General features: G+C 58.8%; 20 protein-coding genes. 14 read left to right on the top strand and 6 right to left on the bottom strand.

The window, feature by feature from the left end:
* The first annotated feature begins 81 nt into the window (after positions 1–81).
* The 3 genes from flgA to flgN all read left to right on the top strand — a co-directional run bounded on the left by flgA (position 82) and on the right by flgN (position 1581).
* Positions 82–738: a flagellar basal body P-ring formation chaperone FlgA gene (flgA, locus tag MC269_RS11385; RefSeq protein WP_081141006.1), complete on the top strand. Its 657-nt coding sequence runs from the start codon at positions 82–84 to the stop codon at positions 736–738.
* Positions 739–841: 103 nt separating this feature from the next.
* The gene (flgM, locus tag MC269_RS11390; RefSeq protein ID WP_081141005.1) at positions 842–1144 is read left to right on the top strand and encodes a flagellar biosynthesis anti-sigma factor FlgM; all 303 of its coding nucleotides are present in this window, start codon (positions 842–844) and stop codon (positions 1142–1144) included.
* Between the two features lie 5 nt (positions 1145–1149).
* A complete protein-coding gene (gene flgN, locus MC269_RS11395; protein WP_239952466.1) occupies positions 1150–1581 on the top strand; it encodes a flagellar export chaperone FlgN in 432 nt (143 codons plus the stop codon).
* Between the two features lie 644 nt (positions 1582–2225).
* Here flgN and murJ read toward each other — a convergent pair.
* From murJ to rimJ, 4 genes are all read right to left on the bottom strand, one after another.
* Positions 2226–3764: a murein biosynthesis integral membrane protein MurJ gene (gene murJ / locus MC269_RS11400; protein ID WP_239952467.1), complete on the bottom strand. Its 1539-nt coding sequence runs from the start codon at positions 3762–3764 to the stop codon at positions 2226–2228.
* 120 nt (positions 3765–3884) lie between these two features.
* Entirely contained in the window at positions 3885–4805 is a 921-nt protein-coding gene (locus MC269_RS11405; protein WP_239952468.1) for a Gfo/Idh/MocA family protein, read from the bottom strand.
* 1 nt (position 4806) lies between these two features.
* A complete protein-coding gene (locus MC269_RS11410) occupies positions 4807–5436 on the bottom strand; it encodes a YceH family protein (RefSeq protein ID WP_239952469.1) in 630 nt (209 codons plus the stop codon).
* Between the two features lie 13 nt (positions 5437–5449).
* Positions 5450–6040, bottom strand: a complete 591-nt coding sequence (gene rimJ, locus MC269_RS11415; protein ID WP_239952470.1) for a ribosomal protein S5-alanine N-acetyltransferase — start codon at positions 6038–6040, stop codon at positions 5450–5452.
* Between the two features lie 241 nt (positions 6041–6281).
* Between rimJ and grxB the strand changes: the two genes are divergently transcribed.
* From grxB to solA, 7 genes are all read left to right on the top strand, one after another.
* Complete coding sequence (gene grxB / locus MC269_RS11420) at positions 6282–6929, top strand: glutaredoxin 2 (RefSeq protein ID WP_239952471.1); 648 nt, start codon at positions 6282–6284, stop codon at positions 6927–6929.
* A gap of 110 nt (positions 6930–7039) precedes the next feature.
* Positions 7040–7603: a lipoprotein gene (locus tag MC269_RS11425; protein WP_081136351.1), complete on the top strand. Its 564-nt coding sequence runs from the start codon at positions 7040–7042 to the stop codon at positions 7601–7603.
* Between the two features lie 347 nt (positions 7604–7950).
* Positions 7951–8997 (top strand): dihydroorotase, encoded by a 1047-nt coding sequence (pyrC, locus tag MC269_RS11430; protein WP_239952472.1) that lies wholly within the window; start codon positions 7951–7953, stop codon positions 8995–8997.
* Positions 8998–9066: 69 nt separating this feature from the next.
* Positions 9067–9312 (top strand): DNA damage-inducible protein I, encoded by a 246-nt coding sequence (gene dinI / locus MC269_RS11435; protein WP_081135352.1) that lies wholly within the window; start codon positions 9067–9069, stop codon positions 9310–9312.
* A 145-nt stretch (positions 9313–9457) separates the two neighbouring features.
* The gene (locus MC269_RS11440) at positions 9458–9727 is read left to right on the top strand and encodes a hypothetical protein (protein ID WP_081135357.1); all 270 of its coding nucleotides are present in this window, start codon (positions 9458–9460) and stop codon (positions 9725–9727) included.
* Positions 9728–9936: 209 nt separating this feature from the next.
* Complete coding sequence (bssS, locus tag MC269_RS11445) at positions 9937–10191, top strand: biofilm formation regulator BssS (protein WP_081135362.1); 255 nt, start codon at positions 9937–9939, stop codon at positions 10189–10191.
* A 98-nt stretch (positions 10192–10289) separates the two neighbouring features.
* Positions 10290–11408, top strand: coding sequence for an N-methyl-L-tryptophan oxidase (gene solA / locus MC269_RS11450; RefSeq protein ID WP_239952473.1), 1119 nt, complete (start codon positions 10290–10292; stop codon positions 11406–11408).
* Positions 11409–11447: 39 nt separating this feature from the next.
* On the opposite strand, the gene MC269_RS11455 is transcribed toward solA, so the two are convergent.
* A complete protein-coding gene (locus MC269_RS11455; protein ID WP_239952474.1) occupies positions 11448–12497 on the bottom strand; it encodes a rhodanese-related sulfurtransferase in 1050 nt (349 codons plus the stop codon).
* 49 nt (positions 12498–12546) lie between these two features.
* Here MC269_RS11455 and MC269_RS18785 point away from each other — a divergent pair, with 49 nt between their 5' ends.
* The 4 genes from MC269_RS18785 to MC269_RS11470 all read left to right on the top strand — a co-directional run bounded on the left by MC269_RS18785 (position 12547) and on the right by MC269_RS11470 (position 14996).
* Complete coding sequence (locus MC269_RS18785) at positions 12547–12678, top strand: hypothetical protein (protein ID WP_256461754.1); 132 nt, start codon at positions 12547–12549, stop codon at positions 12676–12678.
* A 59-nt stretch (positions 12679–12737) separates the two neighbouring features.
* Positions 12738–13661, top strand: a complete 924-nt coding sequence (locus MC269_RS11460) for a Kdo(2)-lipid IV(A) acyltransferase (RefSeq protein WP_239952475.1) — start codon at positions 12738–12740, stop codon at positions 13659–13661.
* A 560-nt stretch (positions 13662–14221) separates the two neighbouring features.
* A complete protein-coding gene (locus MC269_RS11465) occupies positions 14222–14488 on the top strand; it encodes a hypothetical protein (protein WP_081135381.1) in 267 nt (88 codons plus the stop codon).
* Positions 14489–14597: 109 nt separating this feature from the next.
* Complete coding sequence (locus tag MC269_RS11470; protein WP_081135385.1) at positions 14598–14996, top strand: MysB family protein; 399 nt, start codon at positions 14598–14600, stop codon at positions 14994–14996.
* Here the strand turns inward: MC269_RS11470 and MC269_RS11475 are convergent, their stop codons facing one another.
* Positions 14997–15200 carry a YceK/YidQ family lipoprotein gene (locus MC269_RS11475; RefSeq protein ID WP_371824382.1) on the bottom strand — a complete coding sequence of 68 codons (204 nt, stop codon included), beginning with the start codon at positions 15198–15200 and terminating at the stop codon, positions 14997–14999.
* Positions 15201–15218 lie beyond the last annotated feature (18 nt).

A 15218-nucleotide genomic window follows, 5' to 3' on the forward strand; every position in this document is an offset into this window, starting at 1 on the left:
TTAAAAAAGGCGCCTATTTTTGGTCTTGATTTTGTCGCGGCGCGAGTAGACTCGTCGCCATTAGCAGCAAGGAGTCTTTTGATGCGTAACATTACCGCCCTGTTGGCCGGCCTGCTGGCGCTGGTCGCCCTGCCCGCCGCCGCCGATCTTTCCGCCCAGCTGACGGGCTTTTTTCAGGCCCGCGACGCGCAGCATGCAGCGGGCATGACGGTTGAGATTAAAACGCCGCAGGCGCAGTGGCCGGCCTGCGACGCGCCGCAGTTTTCGCTGCCCGGCAACAGCCGCCTGTGGGGCGCGATGAGCGTGGCCGCCACCTGCGGCGATACGCGACGCTTTCTGCAGGTGCAGGTGCAGGTGACCGGCCAGTATCTGGTGGCGACGCGTCTGCTGGCGCGCGGCTCGACCGTCAGCGCCGACGATTTTCGTCTGCAGAGCGGCCGTCTCGACACCCTGCCCGCCCGCGCGCTGTTTGACGCGTCGTCGGTAGCGGACGCCGTGGTACTGCGCGATATCGCGCCAGGCCAGCCGGTAACGCTGTCGATGATGCGCCAGCCGTGGCGCGTGAAGGCGGGTCAGAGCGTGATGGTGATCGCCAGCGGCGAGGGCTTTAACGCCAGCGGCGAAGGCAAGGCATTAAACAACGCCATCCTGGCGCAGTCGGTGCGCGTGCGCATGGGCAACGGTCAGGTGGTGAGCGGAAAAGTCGATGCGGATGGGAATATTCTGATATCGCTATAAGGCGCTAAAGAACGCTGTTGTTCTGCCGATAGAGAAATCAACTAAGCGATTACGCTATTCTGATTCAGGTGGCAGTTTCCCCTGACCGTACAGGAGCCCGAATATGAGCATCGACAGAACGCAACCCCTGAAGCCCGTCGCTACCGTGCAGACCCGCGAAAGCAACGAGTCCGCCGCCGGTAAAACGCGTCAGGCGTCGAGCACCACGGCAACCACGCCCGCAGCGGCCCAGGTAAGCCTGAGCAACGCGCAGTCGCAGCTGACCCAGCCGGGCAGCCAGGACATCAACGTGGCGCGCGTTGAACAACTGAAAACCGCCATTCGCAATGGCGAACTGAAAATGGATACCGGCAAGATCGCCGACGCGCTGATTGCCGACACTAAGGCGTATTTAGAGGGTAACTAATCCCCATGAGCAACCTGTTGACCACATTAGATAAGATGCAGGAGGTGCTCTCCTCGCTGTCGAACGTTCTCGACGAGGAGCAGCATCAACTGGCCGCCGGCAAGATTAACAGCAATCTGCTGCAGCGCATCACCGAAGATAAAGGCGCGCTGCTGGCGACGCTGAGCTATCTGGACGAGATGCGCCGCAGCACCGAGCGACAGCTCGGTACCCAGGCGCCTTATGCGGGTCACAGTGATATGACGCGCCGCTGGCAGAGTATCGGCCAGATGACGCGCCGCCTGAACGACGCCAATATTCATAACGGTCTGCTGCTCAATCAGCAGATCCGCTTTACCGAAGAGGCGCTGACCGTGCTTAAGCCGCATCAGACGCAGGCGTTTTACGGCCCGGACGGGCTAGGCAAAGGCCAGGCGACACTCAGCCGGAAGGCATAAAAAAACCGCCAGAAGGCATAATGCTTGTCAGTTAAGCCTGTGGTGATCAAGCAGTCTGGGGCCGCTCAGGGGCTGGCGGTCCTCGCGCCGCTGACGCGGTACCTTCACGCCATTCGCCTGCCTGACGGACCGGCGGGGATGGAACATCCCTGTTCCAGCCCCACCTTTCGCCCGCATCCCTGCAGGCTCTCCTGGCAGCCTCACTCTGTTCAGCGCTGCGAAATGCCCGCCCCTGAGCGGCCCCAGCCTGCTGGCAAGCTTCCGTGTGCGCTGTTAAAAAAGGACGGTAGCGTTTTTATTGCTGCAAAGGGCACCCTGTCTAAGGCCACCGCGCCTCCTCTGCTGTAGAGGGCTATTCGCAGCGCTGAGGCGGAAACGTTGTGTCAGGAGCCGGTCGCAGGGATGCGACAGGCAGTTCGGGTAGGCCTGGATGGCCGTACCCGAACGGTCCGGTCGGCACGACGTTGCAGCCGAAGGCACCGCGAAGCGGCGCGAGGACGGCCCGGCAGCAGAGGAGGTGCAGTGGCCCGCACCAGCAGTCTCACACTCGTAAATGAAAAGGCCGCCATTTAGAGAAAATGGCGGCCTTACCTGAACATGGGCTTAACTAACAAGCATTACGCTAGAAGGCGAGATTTTTGCTGCTACGCGTGCGCCCGGCGCGCGAAATCGCGCGGGCGGAAGCCGAGCAGCCCCAGCGTCAGGAAGTAGGCGCCGCCGCCGACCGCGCAGACCGCCGCCAGCCGCACCAGACGCCAGACCATCGCGCCCTGTTCCCACGCCGGCATCAGCCAGAGAATGCCCACCAGCGCCGCCGCCATCACCACCACCGCAATTAGCAGACGCAGCAAAAAGCTCGCCCAGCCCGGCTGCGGCTGGAAAATACGCTGCTTGCGCAGCTGCCAGTAGAGCAGCGAAGCGTTCAGGCAGGCCGCCAGGCCGATAGAGAGCGACAGACCAGCATGCTTCAGCGGGCCAATAAACGCCAGGTTCATCAGCTGCGTCATCAGCAGGGTAATCATGGCGATCTTCACCGGCGTCTTGATGTCCTGACGTGAATAGAAGCCCGGCGCCAGCACTTTTACCACGATCAGTCCCATCAGCCCGACGGAGTAGGCAATCAGCGCCCGCTGCGTCATCAGGGCGTCAAAGGCGGTGAACTTGCCGTACTGAAACAGCGCGATGGTCAGCGGGCCGGAAAGAATGCCCAGCGCCACCGCGCTCGGCAGCGCCAGCAGGAAACAGAGGCGCAAGCCCCAGTCCATCAGACGCGAGTACTCGTCTTGGTTGCCGCTGGAAAAGCTCTTCGCCAGCGACGGCAGCAGGATAGTGCCGAGCGCCACGCCCAGCACGCCCGACGGGAACTCCATCAGACGATCGGCGTAATACATCCAGGAGACCGAGCCGGAGACGAGAAACGAGGCGAAAATGGTATTGATGATCAGCGAAATCTGGCTGACGGAGACGCCGAGGATCGCCGGCCCCATCTGACGCATCACGCGCCAGACTCCCGCATCCTTGAGGTTAAGACGCGGCAGCACCAGCATGCCGATCTTCTTCAGGTGCGGCAGCTGATAGAAGAGCTGCAGCACGCCGCCCGCTACCACCGCCCACGCCAGCGCCATCACCGGCGGATGGAAGTGCGGCGCAGCGAAGAGCGCAAAACCGATCATGCTGATATTCAGCAGCGTGGGCGCAAACGCGGGCACCGAGAAGCGGTTCCAGGTATTGAGTATTGCCCCCGCCAGCGATGCCAGCGAAATCAGCAAAATATAGGGAAAGGTGACGCGCAGCAGCGCGCTGGTGAGCGCGAACTTGTCGGCGGTGTCGGCAAAGCCAGGCGCGGTCACCAGTATCACCCAGGGCGCGGCGACCATGCCCGCCACCGTCACCAGCGCCAGCGCCAGCGTCAGCAGCCCCGAGACATAGGCGATAAACAGCCGCGTCGCCTCTTCGCCCTGCTTGCTCTTGTACTCGGCGAGGATCGGCACGAAAGCCTGGGAAAAGGCGCCCTCGGCGAAAATACGCCGCAGCAGGTTAGGCAGTTTAAAAGCGACGAAGAAGGCGTCCGTGGCCATCCCGGCGCCGAACACCCGCGCCACGATGGCGTCACGGGCAAAACCCAATACGCGGGAAAACAGGGTCATGGAACTGACCGCTGCCAGCGATTTCAACAGATTCATAATTGGCGCGCGTCCTGAAAAGAGTCGGCAAAATGAGCTACTTAGCGCGGGCGCCCAACGGCGCCCGGCGATAGTCTACTGTCACGGCGGGAAATGACCAGCGCGGAGTGTTACAAGGCGTTATTCCCTTTCCGCCTCGCGCCACAGTTTTTCTACCACGCGCTGCGCCAGCAGCGCCTGTTCGCCGCCTGTTTCAGGCATCGTCTGATTTTGCACACACTGGATAAAATGGTGCGCCGCGCCGCTAAAGCCGCGCTGGGTCAGATGGCTCTGCAAGGCGGGCGGCGGATCGAAGCGCACGCCGTCGCCGCGCTCTTCCTGCCAGTCGCGCATCTCCAGCACGTCGATGCAGCAACCGTCGCCGATCAGGCTGGCGCGCTCGCGCTGGCTGCCGGCGCGGCGATGCATGCTGGTAGCGATCTGCAGCGCGCCGGCGGCGAAGTGGTGCTCGGCATAAAGCATTTCGCCGCGTTCGCTGGTGCTGATATGGCCATGACGCGGCGTCGCGCGGCCGCCCGCCAGCCACAGCGCGGTATCCACCACGTGCAGATAGTCGTCCAGCAGCGTAAAGCGCAGATCGCGCGGACCGACGCTGTCACTGCGGTGCTTCTCCAGACGCAGGCTGGCGGCCTGCGGCATCGCCAGCCGCAGCTGCTGATAACGCGGCGCGAAGCGGCGGTTAAAGCCGACCATCAGGCGGCGTCCGCGCTTCTCCGCCAGCGCCACCAGCGCCTCGGCCTGATCCAGCGTCTCCGCCAGCGGCTTGTCGACCAGCACATCTTTTCCCGCCAGCAGCAGCGCGTTCACGATTTCATAGTGGGTCGCGGTGCTGCTGTGGACAAACACCGCGTCGCAGGCGTCGGCCAGCGCGTTCAGGGAGGAAAAACAGGCCATGCGGTAGCTGTCGCACACCGCTTTCGCCTTCTGCTGGTCCGGGGAAAACGCGCCCGCCAGCGTCCAGCTTTCCGCCTGCGTCAGAACCGGCAGCCAGGCCTTCTGCGCGATCGATCCCAGCCCGACGACGCCGATACGTAAACGCATCTCAGCCTCCTTTATGCAGTAGCGACTGCACCAGCGCCTGTAGCGCAGCAAGCGACTGCTCCAGCACGGCGACGCGCGCGCTGAGATCGCTGTTATCCTCCAGCGGCGTCTCCTCGGCGGCCGCCGCCGTCTCGTCGCCAAACAGGTGGACGTAGCGGCTCTCGCGCTTGCCCGGCTCGCGCGGCAGGCGCGCCACCATCTCACGCTCGGCCAGATCGGCCAGCGTCGCTTCTACTTCCGCCACGTCGGCGAACTCGTGCAGCCGGCCGCTGCGCGTGCGCAGTTCGCCTGGCGTTTGCGCGCCGCGCAGAAACAGCAGCGTCAGCACCGCCACCTCGGGGCTGCTGAGCTGCAGGTTGCCAAAGGTCGAGTTGCAGAAGCGCTGCTCATACTTCGCCACGCGCTGGCCGAAGCCGCTGTTAGCGGTCGCCAGATGACTTTTCACCAGTCGATCCAGCTCGTCCTGCACCTCGCTTTCGCTCAGGTTCATCACCGGCTCGCGGTTCGACTTCTGATTGCAGGCGGTGACCACCGCGTTTAACGACAGCGGATACTGCTCCGGCGTGGTGACCTGCTTTTCCAGCAGGCAGCCGAGAATACGCAACGCCAGCGGCGAAAGCGCCATTTTCATTTTGATCTCCTTATTAGCCACGCCGATCCGGCGTCCACTCCTGGCTGGTGAGCGCGGTCAGCACGTGATCCTGCCAGCGACCGTCAATCAACAGATAATCTTTCGCATAACCCTCTTTCTCGAAGCCGAGGCGCGCCAGCAGGTCGCCGCTGCGCTGGTTATGCGGCATATAGTTCGCCATGATGCGGTGGATGTGCTGCTGACGCTGCATATAGCGAATTGCGCTCTGCAGCGCCTCAAACATCAGTCCCTGCCCCTGCCACTTCTCGCCCAGCGAGTAGCCGAGGTAGCAGGCGTGAAACGAGCCGCGCAGCACGTTGCTGAAGTTGGCCACGCCGCGAATTTCGCTTTCTTCGGGATCCATCAGGACAAAGTAATAGGCGGAACCGCTTTTATGCATATCGGTGATCAGACCCAGACGCGCCTGCCAGCCAGAGGGATAGCAGTGGCTCTCATCGCGCACCGGCTCCCAGGGTTTTAAGAAGGTGCGGTTTTCGGCGTAGTAATCCGCCAGCCGCCAGGCGTCGCGCTCATGGACCAGACGAACCACCAGCCTGTCGGTGGTCAATCGCACCCTGGGCGCGGCAGAACGATAGCCAAACATCATGACTCCTGAAATCTGAGGCTTAGAGAAAGCGGGGCCAGTCACATGGCTTTCACTATAACCGTCGCCTCTGCTTCGGTAAAATATTCGTTAACGCTCAGGCGGAAACGTCTTGATGGGCGCTGGCCCCTCGCCGTTCGCGCCCGGCTCGGGTTTGCCCTGGGCCTGAATCTCTTCCATACTTCCGGCACGTCCTCATTCAGGGTGACGCCCGTCACTCTGAACACCAAAGGAGACCGGGATGAAACTCTACATCTACGACCACTGCCCCTTTTGCGTCAAAGCGCGCATGATTTTTGGCCTGAAAAACCTGCCGGTCGAGCTGATCGTGATGCTTAACGACGACGAAGCGACGCCGAAAAAGCTGGTGGGTCAGAAAATGGCGCCCATTTTGCAAAAAGATGACGGCAGCGCGATGCCGGAGAGCCTCGATATTGTGCGTCTGATCGATAAAAGCGACGGCGAACCTTTGCTGACCGGCAAGGCCAATCCGGCTATCAGCGACTGGCTGCGCCATACCAATAGCTACATTAACAAGCTGCTGCTGCCGCGCATCGCTGACGCCGCGTTTGCCGAATTTGCCACGCCAGAGGCGCGCAGCTACTTCCGCAGCAAAAAAGAGGCGGCGATCGGCGACTTCGCCGAGCTGAAGCGTCATGCGCCCGGCCTGATCAAAAACGTCAGCGACGATCTGCGCCAGCTCGACAAGCTGATCGTCAAGCCGAATGCGGTCAACGGCGAGCTGTCGGAAGATGATATTCATCTCTTCCCGCTGCTGCGCTCGCTGACGCTGGTGGCCGGCATCGACTGGCCGAGCCGCGTCGCAGACTACCGCGACAATATGGCGAAACAGACGCAGGTCAACCTGCTCTCCTCTATCGCCATCTGACGCGATGCGATGAGAGGCGCGCCTGCGTTTCTCATCGCCTTCTTAATGACACCCTTTCCGCATTCAGGCACCCTATGCGCTGCATAAGCACCCATCTGGATGAGGACAAGATGAAAAAGGTATTTCTTGGGCTGTCGGCCCTGTTTTTCGCCGTGCTGGTTAGCGGCTGCAATCAGCTCACGCAGTACACCATCAGCGAGCAGGAAGTGAATCAGGCGCTGGCGAAGCACAACAACTATGAAAAAGATATTGGCGTCGCCGGTCTGGTGAACGCCCATATTCTGTTAACCGATCTCAGTAGCCAGATCGGTCGCGAGGAGCCGGACCGCGTTACGCTGACCGGCAAGGCGAAAATCAACGTCACCTCGCTGTTCGGCCCGCAGGAGGCGGATATGCAGCTGAAGATGAAGGCGCGGCCGGTGTTTGACGCGCAGCAGGGCGCGGTCTTCCTGCGCGATCTGGAGATCGTCGACGCCCAGGTGCAGCCGGAGAAGATGGCCGCGGTAATGAAAAGCCTGACGCCCTATCTTAATCAGTCGCTGAAAAGCTACTTTGATCAAAAGCCCGCCTGGGTGCTGAGCACCGATCGCAGCAAAGGCGAGGCGCTGGCGAAGAAATTCGCTAAAGGATTGAAGGTCGAGCCAGGCCAGCTGGTGATTCCGTTTACGCAGTAACAAGGTGCAGGCGTGGGTGACATGGCCCGATCGCAAAGACGCAAAAGCGCCATCCCTGGCGGCTCGGCCCGCGTGGATACGCACCTCCTCCCTGAGGTACGCCCGTAAACGGGCCAACGCTCTGCGTTGTTCAAAAACGCTCCAGGCGTTTTTGTCCCTTGCGCGGGACGCTTTGCTCTTCGGTCCATGTCACCCGCGCTGTAAGCTCATCTGCGGTCTGGAGCCGTGCCCGCTGTCCTTTTCCCCTTCCCTGTAAGAAAAGAAGTGCAAACGGTTGCCCGACACCTTATGCTTTGTACCCGGCCAAAACGCGCCTCTACGTTTCCTGACAAGCCGGAGCTTCACTGATGACTGCACAGCCTCAACAACTCACTATCCGCCGCCCTGACGACTGGCATATCCATCTGCGCGACGACGCGATGCTTAAAACGGTCCTGCCTTACACCAGCGCGGTTAACGGACGTGCCATCGTGATGCCCAACCTGGTGCCGCCGGTTACCAGCGTCGCCGCCGCCGTCGCCTACCGCGATCGCATTCTGGCCGCGCTGCCGGCGGAACACGCGTTTACGCCGCTGATGACCTGCTACCTTACCGACTCGCTCGATCCTGACGAAATCGAACAGGGCTTTAGCGCTGGCGTGTTTACCGCGGCGAAACTCTACCCGGCGCACGCCACCACCAACTCCAGCCACGGCGTCACCAGTATCACCGCCATCAGCAGCGTGCTGGAGCGCATGCAGAAGATCGGCATGCCGCTGCTGATCCACGGCGAAGTGACCCACGCCGACATCGATATTTTCGACCGCGAGGCGCGCTTTATCGAAACGGTCATGGAGCCGCTGCGCAAACAGTATCCAGAGCTGAAGATCGTCTTCGAGCACATCACCACCCAGGAGGCTGCGCAGTATGTCGAGGCAGGTAATGACAAGCTCGGCGCCACCATTACGCCTCAGCACCTGATGTTCAACCGCAACCATATGCTGGTCGGCGGCGTGCGTCCGCATCTCTACTGCCTGCCGATCCTGAAGCGCAACGTGCATCAGGAGGCGCTGCGCAAGGTGGTCGCCAGCGGCCATCCACGCTTCTTCCTCGGCACCGATACCGCGCCGCATCTGCGTCACCTGAAAGAGGCGAGCTGCGGCTGCGCAGGCGTATTCAACGCACCGACCTCGCTGCCCGCCTACGCCACCGTCTTCGAGGAGCTGGACGCGCTGCAGCATTTCGAGGCGTTCTGTTCAGAGAACGGCCCGCGCTTTTACGGCCTGCCGCTCAACGAGGGCTCCGTCACTCTGGTGCGCGAACCCTGGAAGGTGGAGGAGCGCATCAGCATGGGCGAACACGCGCTGGTGCCTTTCCTTGCCGGCGAGACGCTAAACTGGCGCGTGAAAATCTAATCTGCGCTTTCGCTTGCCTCCGGCGCAATTATACTGTAGATATATACAGTATCTAATCCGGAGGCTGCTATGCGTGTTGAAATTACCGTTGCCAAAACGTCCCCGCTTCCGTCTGGCGCCATGGAGGCGCTGACGGCAGAACTTTCCCGCCGTCTCGATGAAGAATTTCCCGACGGCCAGAACCACGTCAAAGTGCGCTATGCCACCGCAAACCAGCTCAGCGTGCTGGGCGGCGGTAAAGAGACGCGCGATCGGGTCAGCGATATCCTGCAGGAAACCTGGGAGAGCGCTGACGACTGGTTTGTTACCGATTAACCGCCACTGCGCAGTTTTTGCCGGGTGTCGCCATCCGGCTTTTTTATCACTCTCCCCCCTCGCCAGAACATTTTCCTGCATCTAGACTCTGATCGATCAATCGCCTATTCTTGCGCTCGTTATGCTTAACAGGAGGTGAGACGAAATGATGACAGACAATCCGGAAGAGGCCATGACCTTCGGCGAACTGCTGGCGCTGATCGCCGAGCAGCAACGTCGCCTGACGGTGCTGGAAAGCGCGTTTTCCAGCCTGACCTTCTGCCTGGACGAGCGTGCCGCTCAGCTGATGGTGCATCACCTGACGCTTGAAGCGCAAAACCAGAATCATGATGAACATCTGCAGCAGCACTTCGCTCGTCTGGCGCAGGTGTTACAAAAGCATCCCGGCGCACAGCCTGCCGATCCTGTGGCCTGATTTTGGCGCCGGAAAAAACTGCCTGATGCGTCAGGCATTTTATTTTTTTGAACGCCCTTTTTAACGCCGATTATTTCGCTCACTTTTTGTTCGCCGCATTTTTTAATCGGAGATCACATATTTTCTGTTATAATTGTCTCGCTACTGGATAAAAAAGCCGCATTGAACCTCATCATGCACTTCGTTTAACGAGTAATAAGGAGGTTATAATGGACAGAAATAAAGACGTTATTCAGACTCACCCGCTGGTGGGCTGGGATATCAGTACCGTAGACAGCTACGACGCCATGATGATCCGCTTACATTCGCTCTCCTCGCAGGATCAAAAAGAAGAAGAAGCAGACGTCGGACCAACCTACTGGCTGACAACAGACGTGGCAAGGCAATTTATCTCGATTCTTGAAGCTGGCATTGCCAAGATCGAATCGGCTGAGCAGATGGAACGTTACCAGTCCAAACATTAGCCTCAGCCAGATAAACGGGCACCCTCAGGGGTGCCTTTTTCATTTCTGATTCTGGTATGCTGCTGGGCGTGTTACGGCTTTCAGGAGTTTACCCTTCAATGATTTATGATCTGATTGTGGTGGGCAGCGGCTCCGTCGGCGCCGCCGCGGGCTTTTACGCCACCCAGGCTGGCCTGTCGGTGCTGATGATCGATTCCGCCCATCCGCCGCATACCCAGGGCGCGCATCACGGCGAAACGCGCCTGATCCGTCACGCCTACGGCGAAGGCGAACGCTATGTTCCGCTGGTGCTGCGCGCGCAGACGCTGTGGGATGAGCTGGAGCAGCTGGCCGGCGAACGCATTATGCACCGCAGCGGCATTATTAACCTCGCGCCCGTTCACTCGGAGTTTATTCGCAACGTCATTGAGAGCGCGCAGGCCTGGAAGCTGGACATACAGGTGCTGCAGGCGGACGAGGTGCGTCAGCGCTGGCCGCAGATTGCCGTGCCGGACGGCTATATCGGCGTGTTTGAACCGCAGTCGGGCTATCTGAAGTGCGAGCAGGCGGTGCGCAGCTGGATCGCCCTCGCCGAACGGGCGGGCTGCGCGCAGCTGTTTAACTGCGGCGTGTCGCACATTGGCCGCGACGGCGATCTGCAGCAGGTGGTGACGGCGGATGGCACCTTCCGCGCGCGCAAGCTGCTGATCAGCGCCGGCACCTGGGTCGGCCAGCTGGTGCCCAATCTGCCGCTGAAGCCGACGCGCAAAGTCTTCGCCTGGTATCAGGCAGACGGGCGCTACAGCGAAAACAATCAGTTTCCCGGCTTTACGGTTGAGATGGAGAACGGCAGCCAGTTCTACGGCTTCCCGGCGGACAATAACGCGTTAAAGCTGGGGCGCCACGACGGCGGTCAGCCGATGACGGCACCGGACGATCGCAAACCCTTCGGCAGCTACGCCGAAGATGGCAGCGACGCTTTTGCCTTTTTGCGGAAATTCCTGCCAGGAGTCGGCGTCTGTCTGCACGGCGAGGCGTGCAGCTATGACATCAGCCCCGACGAAGATTTTATTATCGATACGCTGCCGAATGAGCCGAATCGTTTGATTATCACCGGGCTGAGCGGCCACGGCTTTAAGTTCGCCAGCGTGCTGGGCGAGCTGGCGACGGAGTTCGCGCTCGATAAACCTTTCTCGTTCGACCTCGCGCCTTTCTCACTCTCCCGCTTCGACCGCTAAACGCAAAAAGCCTGACGCACCGGCGTCAGGCTCAACGCGTTACTCTTTATCCGGCGACGGGATCGCCATCGTCAGGCGCCCACGCGACTTGTTGAAAATTTTGTTACCGTTTTCGCGACCGGCGCGGCGCGCGCGCTGCTCTTCCGGCGACAGCTGCGACTCTTCCATACAGAGCGGGCTGCAGCAGTTGTGAAACTTCTCGGCGCAGCTCGGACACTGAATAAACAGCAGATGACAGCCGTCGTTGACGCAGTTGGTGTGGGTGTCGCACGGCGCGCCGCACTGATGACACTGCGACAGCACGTCATCAGAGATACGCTCGCCCATACGCTCGTCGAACACAAAGTTTTTGCCTTTGAAACGCACCGGCAATCCCTGTTCACGCGCGCGACGCGCATATTCGATAATGCCGCCTTCTACATGATAGACATCGTCGAAACCGTTGTGCCGCATCCAGGCGCTCGCCTTTTCGCAGCGAATGCCGCCGGTGCAGTACATCACGATTTTTTTATCTTTCTGCTCCTGCAGCATCTCGACCGCCATCGGCAGCTGATCGCGGAAGGTATCGGCCGGGATCTCCATCGCATTGTCAAAACGACCCACTTCATATTCGTAGTGGTTACGCATATCGACAAACACCGCATCGGGATCGTCGAGCATCGCGTTGACGTCCGCCGCCTTCAGATAGGTGCCGACATCGCTGGCGTCAAAGCTCTCATCTTCAATGCCGTCCGCTACGATGCGGTCGCGCACCTTGAGGCGCAGCACCCAGAAGGATTTCCCGTCGTCGTCGAGGGCGATATTCATGCGCAGGTTGTCCAGCGCGGGATCAAAGCCGTAGAGAAACGCTTTCATCTGCTCATAGCGGCTGGCCGGCACGCTGATCTGCGCGTTAATGCCCTCTTTGGCCACGTAAACGCGACCAAACACCTTGTGTTCAGTCAGGCCGAGATAGAGCGCGTCGCGAAAGGCTTTGGGGTCGGCGATGTGAAAATATTTGTAGAATGAGACGGTGGTGCGCGGTTCGGTCTCCGCCAGCATGCGCGCCTTCAGCTCTTTATTGTTAACAAGGTTGTGTAACACTGGCATGGTGTTCGTTCCTGTTGGGGATAAAAATTGCGCCGCACATGATACAGCAATGCGTCAGGATGCAAAGAAAATTGATCTGACGCGGCTTTTTATCCCACCTGTGGAGCGGCGGATTTTCAATTCGTCGCCTGCGCAATCCACCCGCGTTTATTTCAGCGCAGAAGAAAAGCTGGCACAATAGGGGAAAATCAACGAGATATTGGCGCCATCAGGCGCATTACGCAGGATAAGCTTTTTCCTATGACTCAACTGCCGCAATTTTCCCGAGAACTTCTGCATCCCCGTTACTGGCTGACCTGGCTGGGCATCGCGTTCCTCTACCTGCTGGTGCTGCTGCCCTATCCGCTGCTCTATGTGCTCGGCTGCGGTTTAGGCCGTATCGCCATGCGCTTCTTAAAGCGCCGCGTCGCCATCGCCCAGCGCAATCTGGAACTCTGCTTCCCCGATATGCCCAGCAGCGAACGTGAGGCGATGGTCAAGCATAACTTCGAGTCGGTAGGCATGGGACTGATTGAAACCGGCATGGCGTGGTTCTGGCCCGACTGGCGCATCAAGAAGTGGTTCGACGTGTCAGGCCTTGAGCATATTCAAAAAGCGAAAGATGAGCAGCGCGGCGTGCTGCTGATCGGCATGCACTTTCTGACGCTGGAGCTGGGCGCGCGTATTTTCGGCATCTATAACCCCGGCATCGGCGTTTATCGTCCCAACGACAACAAGCTGATCGACTGGCTGCAAACCTGGGGTCGCATGCGATCCAACAAAAGCATGCTGGATCGCAAAGACCTGAAGGGCATGATCCGCGCGCTGAAAAACGGCGATATCATCTGGTACGCGCCTGACCACGACTATGGCCCGCGCAGCAGCGTCTTCGTTCCCTTTTTCGCGGTGGAGAAAGCCGCGACCACGGTCGGCACCTATCTGCTGATCCGCAGCGGCAAGCCGCACGTGGTGCCCTTTGTGCCGCGCCGCCTGCCGCACGGCCGCGGCTATCAAATGCTGATTTTACCGGACGTCAGCGAGCAGATGCCGCTCGACAGCGACGTCGCCACCGCCGCCGCGATGAATAAAGTGGTGGAAGAAGGCGTCCTGCTGGCGCCGGAACAATATATGTGGCTGCACCGTCGCTTTAAAACCCGCCCCGAAGGCGAGCCCTCACGTTATTAACCTTTTGCCGGCGAGCGGCGCTCTGCTCGCCGGCGATAAGCATCACTGCCGCTTACCCTTACGCCATGAGAATAACCTCTATAACACCTTGTTTTTAAAGAGTTATATCTTGTATTATTGGCTAAAAAGGCCAGCCTAAACTCAAGCGTGTCTGATAACGATTACCGATCTTTATTAAATGTTTACGGCGGCTACATTAATTAAGGCGAAAACAGGAACAGAGGCCGGAACAAGAGAAATAACAGGCTGCGAAATTAATGTTTGAGGTTTATCTTAATTGGCCCTGATTTATATTGATTCCAGGCCTTTTCTTATTTATTCATTGACAATTCTTTGCTTTAGCTTATGTATGCAGTAAAATTAACTTATTTTACAAGGCATTGTCTTATTAAGCGCGTCACATATACTCATTATGCAATTTAAATTACGGCGTTATACCTTTATGGAATTTGTAAACCCAGACATACCTCGGTAATTTCGACCGTGAAAGTTAGTTATTTCACCGTCCTTCTAAAAATATAAAAAGATTACACACAGCAAATCTCTAGCAGGAACATAAAATGAATAAAGGCATCTATTACTACGTGACAATCAGTACCGATCAGGAGAATTATCATTATTTACACCGCAAAGAGTGTAAGCGTATGCCGGATAAAAACGACATGGTTTTTATCGGTACGTTATATAACCTGAATCAGGCGTTATCTATTGCGCGAATTAACTTTAAAAAGGTCAAACCCTGTATTAAATGTTGCATTCGCTACTCTGCGCCGGTTATCCGTGAAACGGTGCGGCCGGTGCTGCACTTCCCGCAGAAATCGCTCTGACCGGCGGCGGCGGGACGACTTTCTCTCCCGCCCCTCTTTTTCTCCTTTCCCCTGAAAAATTTCGTCTATCCTTCTCCTACATCCCGTTAATCAGGCAAGGAGAAAAGTGATGAGCATGTTCAGTACCTTAGAGGAAGCCATTGATGCTGCACGTGAAGAGTTTCTCGCCGATCATCCCGACATCGAGGAAGAGGATGTCAGCGTGAGTCAGTTCGGCCTGCAGAAGTATGTGATGCAGGATGGCGATATTATGTGGCAGGCGGAATTCTTTGAAGATGAAGGCGAAAGCGGCGAATGTCTGCCGATCCGCAGCGGCGAGGCGGCGCAGGCCATTTTTGACGGCGATTTCGATGAAGTTGAGCTGCGTCAGGAGTGGTTAGCTGAAAACACCCTGCACGAATGGGATGAAGGTGAGTTCCAGCTTGAGCCTCCCCTCGACAGCGAAGAGGGCGAAGCGGCGGCGCAGGAGTGGGAAGATGACAACAGCGAGTCTGACCGCCTGCTGTAACTACTCGTAGGGGCCGTGCTGGGCATCCACCGGCAGCAGCAGGGTGTCCACAACCAGCGACAGCGGCAGATCGAGGATGGTAATAACGCGCCACGCACCGTCGCGCACATCCCACTGCACGCCAGGATAGTACTGGTTGCCGTGTCCCTGTCCGGGCACGGCGCGGCTAATAATGCTGCCGCATCCGCTCAATAATAGCGCCATCAGCGCGACAACCGTTAT

It is taken from the genome of Pantoea sp. Z09, assembly GCF_022394795.1.
In the GTDB taxonomy this organism is placed as follows: domain Bacteria; phylum Pseudomonadota; class Gammaproteobacteria; order Enterobacterales; family Enterobacteriaceae; genus Pantoea; species Pantoea latae.

Coding starts and splice junctions, on each gene's coding strand:
- flgA (WP_081141006.1), top strand. CDS start 82: ATGCGTAACATTACCGCCCTGTTGGCCGGCCTGCTGGCGCTGGTCGCC.
- flgM (WP_081141005.1), top strand. CDS start 842: ATGAGCATCGACAGAACGCAACCCCTGAAGCCCGTCGCTACCGTGCAG.
- flgN (WP_239952466.1), top strand. CDS start 1,150: ATGAGCAACCTGTTGACCACATTAGATAAGATGCAGGAGGTGCTCTCC.
- murJ (WP_239952467.1), bottom strand. CDS start 3,764: ATGAATCTGTTGAAATCGCTGGCAGCGGTCAGTTCCATGACCCTGTTT.
- MC269_RS11405 (WP_239952468.1), bottom strand. CDS start 4,805: ATGCGTTTACGTATCGGCGTCGTCGGGCTGGGATCGATCGCGCAGAAG.
- MC269_RS11410 (WP_239952469.1), bottom strand. CDS start 5,436: ATGAAAATGGCGCTTTCGCCGCTGGCGTTGCGTATTCTCGGCTGCCTG.
- rimJ (WP_239952470.1), bottom strand. CDS start 6,040: ATGTTTGGCTATCGTTCTGCCGCGCCCAGGGTGCGATTGACCACCGAC.
- grxB (WP_239952471.1), top strand. CDS start 6,282: ATGAAACTCTACATCTACGACCACTGCCCCTTTTGCGTCAAAGCGCGC.
- MC269_RS11425 (WP_081136351.1), top strand. CDS start 7,040: ATGAAAAAGGTATTTCTTGGGCTGTCGGCCCTGTTTTTCGCCGTGCTG.
- pyrC (WP_239952472.1), top strand. CDS start 7,951: ATGACTGCACAGCCTCAACAACTCACTATCCGCCGCCCTGACGACTGG.
- dinI (WP_081135352.1), top strand. CDS start 9,067: ATGCGTGTTGAAATTACCGTTGCCAAAACGTCCCCGCTTCCGTCTGGC.
- MC269_RS11440 (WP_081135357.1), top strand. CDS start 9,458: ATGATGACAGACAATCCGGAAGAGGCCATGACCTTCGGCGAACTGCTG.
- bssS (WP_081135362.1), top strand. CDS start 9,937: ATGGACAGAAATAAAGACGTTATTCAGACTCACCCGCTGGTGGGCTGG.
- solA (WP_239952473.1), top strand. CDS start 10,290: ATGATTTATGATCTGATTGTGGTGGGCAGCGGCTCCGTCGGCGCCGCC.
- MC269_RS11455 (WP_239952474.1), bottom strand. CDS start 12,497: ATGCCAGTGTTACACAACCTTGTTAACAATAAAGAGCTGAAGGCGCGC.
- MC269_RS18785 (WP_256461754.1), top strand. CDS start 12,547: ATGCGTCAGGATGCAAAGAAAATTGATCTGACGCGGCTTTTTATCCCA.
- MC269_RS11460 (WP_239952475.1), top strand. CDS start 12,738: ATGACTCAACTGCCGCAATTTTCCCGAGAACTTCTGCATCCCCGTTAC.
- MC269_RS11465 (WP_081135381.1), top strand. CDS start 14,222: ATGAATAAAGGCATCTATTACTACGTGACAATCAGTACCGATCAGGAG.
- MC269_RS11470 (WP_081135385.1), top strand. CDS start 14,598: ATGAGCATGTTCAGTACCTTAGAGGAAGCCATTGATGCTGCACGTGAA.
- MC269_RS11475 (WP_371824382.1), bottom strand. CDS start 15,200: ATGGCGCTATTATTGAGCGGATGCGGCAGCATTATTAGCCGCGCCGTG.